The organism is Streptosporangium sp. NPDC003464 (assembly GCF_053588315.1).
Genome location: NZ_JBSFPS010000442.1, coordinates 1 through 4,740, shown reverse-complemented (window position 1 = coordinate 4,740; position 4,740 = coordinate 1). Strand labels below are relative to the sequence as shown.

4 protein-coding genes and 2 pseudogenes are annotated in these 4,740 nt (G+C 67.6%); 3 read left to right on the top strand and 3 right to left on the bottom strand.

The annotated features are described in order from the left end of the window. Positions 1 to 67: 67 nt before the first annotated feature. Positions 68 to 364: a transposase gene (locus tag ACWDS7_RS46720; protein ID WP_451934553.1), complete on the top strand. Its 297-nt coding sequence runs from the start codon at positions 68 to 70 to the stop codon at positions 362 to 364. A gap of 38 nt (positions 365 to 402) precedes the next feature. Here ACWDS7_RS46720 and ACWDS7_RS46715 read toward each other — a convergent pair whose 3' ends face one another. Beyond that, positions 403 to 1,893, bottom strand: a complete 1,491-nt coding sequence (locus tag ACWDS7_RS46715) for an alpha/beta fold hydrolase (protein ID WP_451934552.1) — start codon at positions 1,891 to 1,893, stop codon at positions 403 to 405. Positions 1,894 to 2,071: 178 nt separating this feature from the next. Between ACWDS7_RS46715 and ACWDS7_RS46710 the strand changes: the two genes are divergently transcribed. Then, a complete protein-coding gene (locus tag ACWDS7_RS46710; protein WP_451934551.1) occupies positions 2,072 to 2,410 on the top strand; it encodes a hypothetical protein in 339 nt (112 codons plus the stop codon). A 416-nt stretch (positions 2,411 to 2,826) separates the two neighbouring features. Here ACWDS7_RS46710 and ACWDS7_RS46705 read toward each other — a convergent pair whose 3' ends face one another. Together ACWDS7_RS46705 and ACWDS7_RS46700 are read right to left on the bottom strand one after the other, a co-directional pair. Then, the gene (locus tag ACWDS7_RS46705) at positions 2,827 to 2,961 is read right to left on the bottom strand and encodes a hypothetical protein (RefSeq protein WP_451934550.1); all 135 of its coding nucleotides are present in this window, start codon (positions 2,959 to 2,961) and stop codon (positions 2,827 to 2,829) included. Beyond that, a pseudogene (locus ACWDS7_RS46700) lies at positions 2,958 to 3,179 on the bottom strand (transposase); the annotation flags it as partial. The pseudogene ACWDS7_RS46700 and the gene ACWDS7_RS46705, both read right to left, overlap by 4 nt. Positions 3,180 to 3,247: 68 nt before the next feature. Here ACWDS7_RS46700 and ACWDS7_RS46695 point away from each other — a divergent pair. Continuing rightward, a pseudogene (locus ACWDS7_RS46695) lies at positions 3,248 to 4,740 on the top strand (ISAzo13 family transposase); the annotation flags it as partial.

Genomic DNA, 4,740 nt, shown 5'->3' with positions numbered 1-4,740 from the left:
GCCTGTACGAGGTTGAGATCAGCGGGATTTGCCTGCGCGGTGCTTGCCGTCCTGGTAGGCCATGGTCATGGCGCGTGGAGACCTCACCGATGACGAATGGTCCTTGATCGATCCTCATCTGCCCTTGGGTGAGCGCGGTCCGATTCCGGACCTGCGGCAGCAGTTCAATGCGGTGATGTGGCGGTTTCGTACCGGCAGCCCGTGGCGGGATCTGCCCCAGGAGTACGGGCCGTGGTCCACGGTCTACGACCGCTTCCGGTCGTGGGCGACGGCGGGCGTCTTCGAGGAGCTAATGCAGGCGATGATCGCTGAGGCCGCTGCCCGTGGGCAGGCCGACCTTGACCTGGTCAGCCACGAAGGTTGATGATCAACCCGGCCTTAACACGCCGGTCAGGAGCGACCTTATTTCACAGGCAGGACCTTGACGGGCGGGATGTCGGCCACGCAGGAGGTGTCGCCGACCTTCTCCTCGCGGATGAAGCCGGTGATGATGCCGAAGACGCACCCGCTGGGCTCAAGCTCGGGCACGTGCCCGGTGTTGGGCACGGACAGGAATGCGCCCTGCCTGAACTGGGCAGCGGCCTTACGGCCGTTGGCGTCAGGGGTGTTGGCGTCCAGGTCGCCGGAGAGCACCAGCACCGGCACGTCGGGGAAGCGGCCGGTGGAGACATACGGCCGGGCGGTGCCCTTGGCCGGCCAGTTCATGCAGGTGTCGCCGCCGTCGAACTGGGCCCTGGCGAATCCCCGGGCGCTGAACGCGCCGAACTCCCCGGGCCGGGTCCGCTTGAGGGCCCGGTCGAAGGCGCGGGTGCGCTCGGTGAGCGAGGCGTCCACCGGCCATGTGCGCGGGTAGTCGTTGCAGACCACCGCGGCCGTCAGCCCGGCGTCGGGCCCTTCCGCGGAACCCGCCAGCTCGGTCGCCTCCTTGACCAGGGCGACCAGCTCGCGGTCGTCCCCCCTGGCCGCCCGGTGCAGCATCCGGGGCAGCCTGCCGAGCGCGGGCACTTCGCCCGGCGCGGCCTCCACGCCGCTGAACTCCCCGTAGATCATCATGGCCAGCCTGTCCTCGGTGAGCCGGTAGGTCCGGCGTCGGCCGTCGACGGTGACGGGGATGTCGACGGGCGCGGTGCGCAGCCGGGTGGCGACTTTGGCCAGATCCTGAACGGCCTCGCCGCCGTCGCATGCGCCGCTGCGCCGGCAGACCTTGTGCAGGTTCAGCGAGACGGCCTGCGCGCTGGAACGACCCAGGGAGTCGAAGTCGATCGGGTAGGCCCCCGACAGCACGATGGACTGAACCGTGTCCGGGTGGCGTTGGGCGTAGATCGGCATGAGGTAGGTGCCGTAGGACTGGCCGAACAGTACGACCTTGTCGATGCCCAGCCTGGCGCGGACGGCGTCGAAATCGTCGGCGGTCGCCACGGAGGTGTAGCCCTCGGCTCGCGGGCCGAACTTCTCGCCGCACCTGCCCACCAGGCGCACGAGCTCGGCCTTGGACTCGACCTTGAGCGCGCCGATGGAGGCGCCGCACTTCAGCGGGGTGGAGTGGCCGGTGCCGCGTGGATCGACGAGGAGAAGGTCGTGATCGGACAAAGCGTCGGCGAGTCCTTGGGTGAATATGCCTGCCGCGTCGATGAGCGCACCCCCGGGACCACCGGGATTGACCAGGATAGTGCTTTTCGCGGGCTGGTCGCGGTTACGGCGGGTGACCAGGGCGTATCCCACCTCGATCGTGCCGAGGTGAGGCTTGCCCTGGACGAGCGGGCGGTTCACCGTTCCGCACTTGATCTGATGCCCGGTGACCTTGGGGCACCAGGAAGTCTCTGCGGCGGCGGCGGCCGGGTTCACGATTGTCATCCCGGCGGCAAGGGCCAGTGCCGTTGTTGTCAGCTTCATGATCAGAATTGTGCGGATGCGTGCCCTCACGAACTACGGCCATTCGGTTTCAGGCACCCCTACGAAAGTCGGATTCCGCATGGTCTATAGGTGTGTCGCTGTTTCCATGGGCGGCGCCCGAACCCAGAGGGCGTCCGAAAAGCGTCAGGCAGGCGCTCGGGCGAGGCGGTGAAGCAGAGTGTTCGAGGTGTTGTGCGGCCTGCTGGCGCAGCCGGTGACGCCCGGGGCGCGCTTCGGCTCCTACCGAACGGTCTTCTTCGAAGGCTGTAGCTCGCTGAAGATGCCCGCTACCGGCCCGAACCGGGCTTGGCTCGACCGGCTGGCCCTTGGCGGCCATCCCCAGCCGGGGCTGATGACCCCCGTAGAGACCGGAACCCGGGCGATGATCGGCGCGGCGTTCGGGCCCATCGCCACGGGGGAGACCGAATACGCTGAGCGTCTGCCGCGTCTGCTGACCCCGACCTGCTCGTGCCGTGGGGCAAGGGATTCGACGGCAATGACGTCCTCGCCCCGGTGACCGGCACCGGAGCCCCGGTCGTAGACCGCCTGCGCAGCAACCGCCGCACCCGGGTCCTGTCCCGCCTCGTCGACGGCTCCCACCGGTCGGCCCTCCACCCGGGTTCGTGTCACCAGGCCCAAAGTAATGAGGAAGACCAGGTCAAAGCCCCTCGACGGAACCCTTGACCAGGATGCGAAGCGTAGTGCTCCGCAGTCAACCAAGAAACCAGTCTTCTTCTCGGGTCGATGAACAGCCACGACGCGGCCTGGCTCCTCCGTTGGACGATGAGAACCGATCACTCACAGCTACTTGTACTACGGCTGGTGACACGGACCCGAGTGGAGGGCCTACCACGGGGCCCCTCCCGGGCGGCCGTTCTTCGTCCGGCGCAACTGCTGCCTGTACTACTGGATGCCCGGCGGCGGATGCGGGGACTACGTCCTGTCGGCCCCCGCGCCTCCCCGATACTGCTCGGCCAGCCGGTCGCGCAGCCTCGAGTGCCGGAACTGGTAGACCGCGTCCACCTGCCGTAACACGCCCAGGTGGGCGGTGGTGAGGAAGGCACCCAACCGCCAGGGGAGCCGGCCTCCAGCGCCCGGGCGAGCATCGTGCGTGCCAGGGTCGGTTTGGTGGCGAGTTCCACCTGCGGCGCGATCCCGGCCTGCTCTCGCCGTACCTGGTCGGCGATCCAGGATTTGGGCAGATACAGTTCCCGGTCGATCAACGCTCGCCCTCGGGAGGAGACGTAGGCGAGGAAGACGCCCAGCTGGCAGTTCTCGATCCGGCCCGGGGCTTGTTCGTGAATAACTGTCAGAGCTGATCTGCCGGACCGGGTCGACGGTGAGACGCTGGAGCATGGCCGCCTCTTCGAAGGAAGATGTACCCGCAGCCGAGCTGCGGGCTAAGTTCGAGCAGATCCTGCCGCACCTTGACGAGCGGTGCCGTCGCCTCTACCTGGCCAGCGAGGCCGCCGTGCTCGGCCATGGCGGGATTGCCCTGGTGGCCGCAGCCTCCGGCATCAGTACCGCCACCATCGCGCGTGGCATCATCGAACTGGAGACGCACCCCGCCCCGACCCGCCGCATCCGGGCCTCGGGCGCCGGGCGCAAACCGTTGACAGTCACCGACCCCGGCCTGCTACCGGCCCTTGAGTCACTGATCGAGCCGCACACTCGCGGCGACCCCGTCTCCCCGCTGCGCTGGACCACGCTGTCGCTGCGCAGCCTGGCCCATGCCCTTTCCGCGCAGAAGCATCCGATCGGTGCCACAACCGTCGGCCACCTGCTGCACGGCCTGGGCTACAGCCTGCAGGACACGGCCAAGACCACCGAAGGCACCCGGCATCCGGATCGCGACGCCCAGTTTGCCCATCTCAACGCCACCGCCGCCGCCTTCCTCGACGACGACCAGCCGGTGATCAGCATCGACACCAAAGCCAAACAGTGGCTCGGCAACCGCGACCGGCCTGGACGTACCTGGCAACCGGGAAAGAACCCGATCAAGGTGGACTGCCACACCCTCGTCGCCAGCGACCAGCCAGTGGCCATCCCCTACGGAATCTACGACCTCGCCACCAACAGCGGCTGGGTCAACGTCGGAACCGATCACGACACCGCCGAGTTCGCGGTGGAGTCCGTCCGCCGCTGGTGGCGACGCCGCGGTTGTCTCGACCACCCGCACGCCACCCGGCTGTTGATCACCGCGGACGCCGGTGGCTCCAACAACCCCCGCTACTGGACATGGAAGAAGCAACTACACGACTTCGCCCGCGAGAGCGGCCTTGAGATCACGGTCTGCCACTTTCCTCCCGGCACTTCGAAGTGGAACAAGATCGAGCACCGGATGTTCTGCCACATCACCGCCAACTGGCGTGGCCGCCCGCTGACCAGCTACCAGGTCGTCATCGAGACGATCGCCGCGACGACAACAGAGGCCGGACTGAGAATCAGTGCCGAACTGGACACCGGCAACTACCCACTGGGCACCGCCGTCACGCCCGCCGAGTTTCATGCCCTGCCGATCACACCCGATGCATTCCACGGCGACTGGAACTACACCCTGGCCCCCACCCCTCCCAGACTTTCCGAAGAAGCCGAGACCAACCAACCGATCGATCCGGACGTGACCTGGATGCTCACCGATCCGGCCTTGACCGGCATGTCGCGCTCGGACTTCGCCCGCCTGGTGCAGACCTCGGAGCCCTACTGGGACGCGCTGGCAGAGGCGGCCTTTCAACGCCGTTTCCACCGCCCGCGCCACTACCTCCATCCGCAGACCAGCAGCCTAGATCACTTCCACCGGCTCCTGACCGCTTTACTCCGTCGCCGCAAGGCCGCGACCAGCACCCT

Excerpts from the sequence above, each read along its gene's own strand:
- ACWDS7_RS46720 (WP_451934553.1), top strand. The coding sequence starts at position 68 with ATGGCGCGTGGAGACCTCACCGATGACGAATGGTCCTTGATCGATCCT.
- ACWDS7_RS46715 (WP_451934552.1), bottom strand. The coding sequence starts at position 1,893 with ATGAAGCTGACAACAACGGCACTGGCCCTTGCCGCCGGGATGACAATC.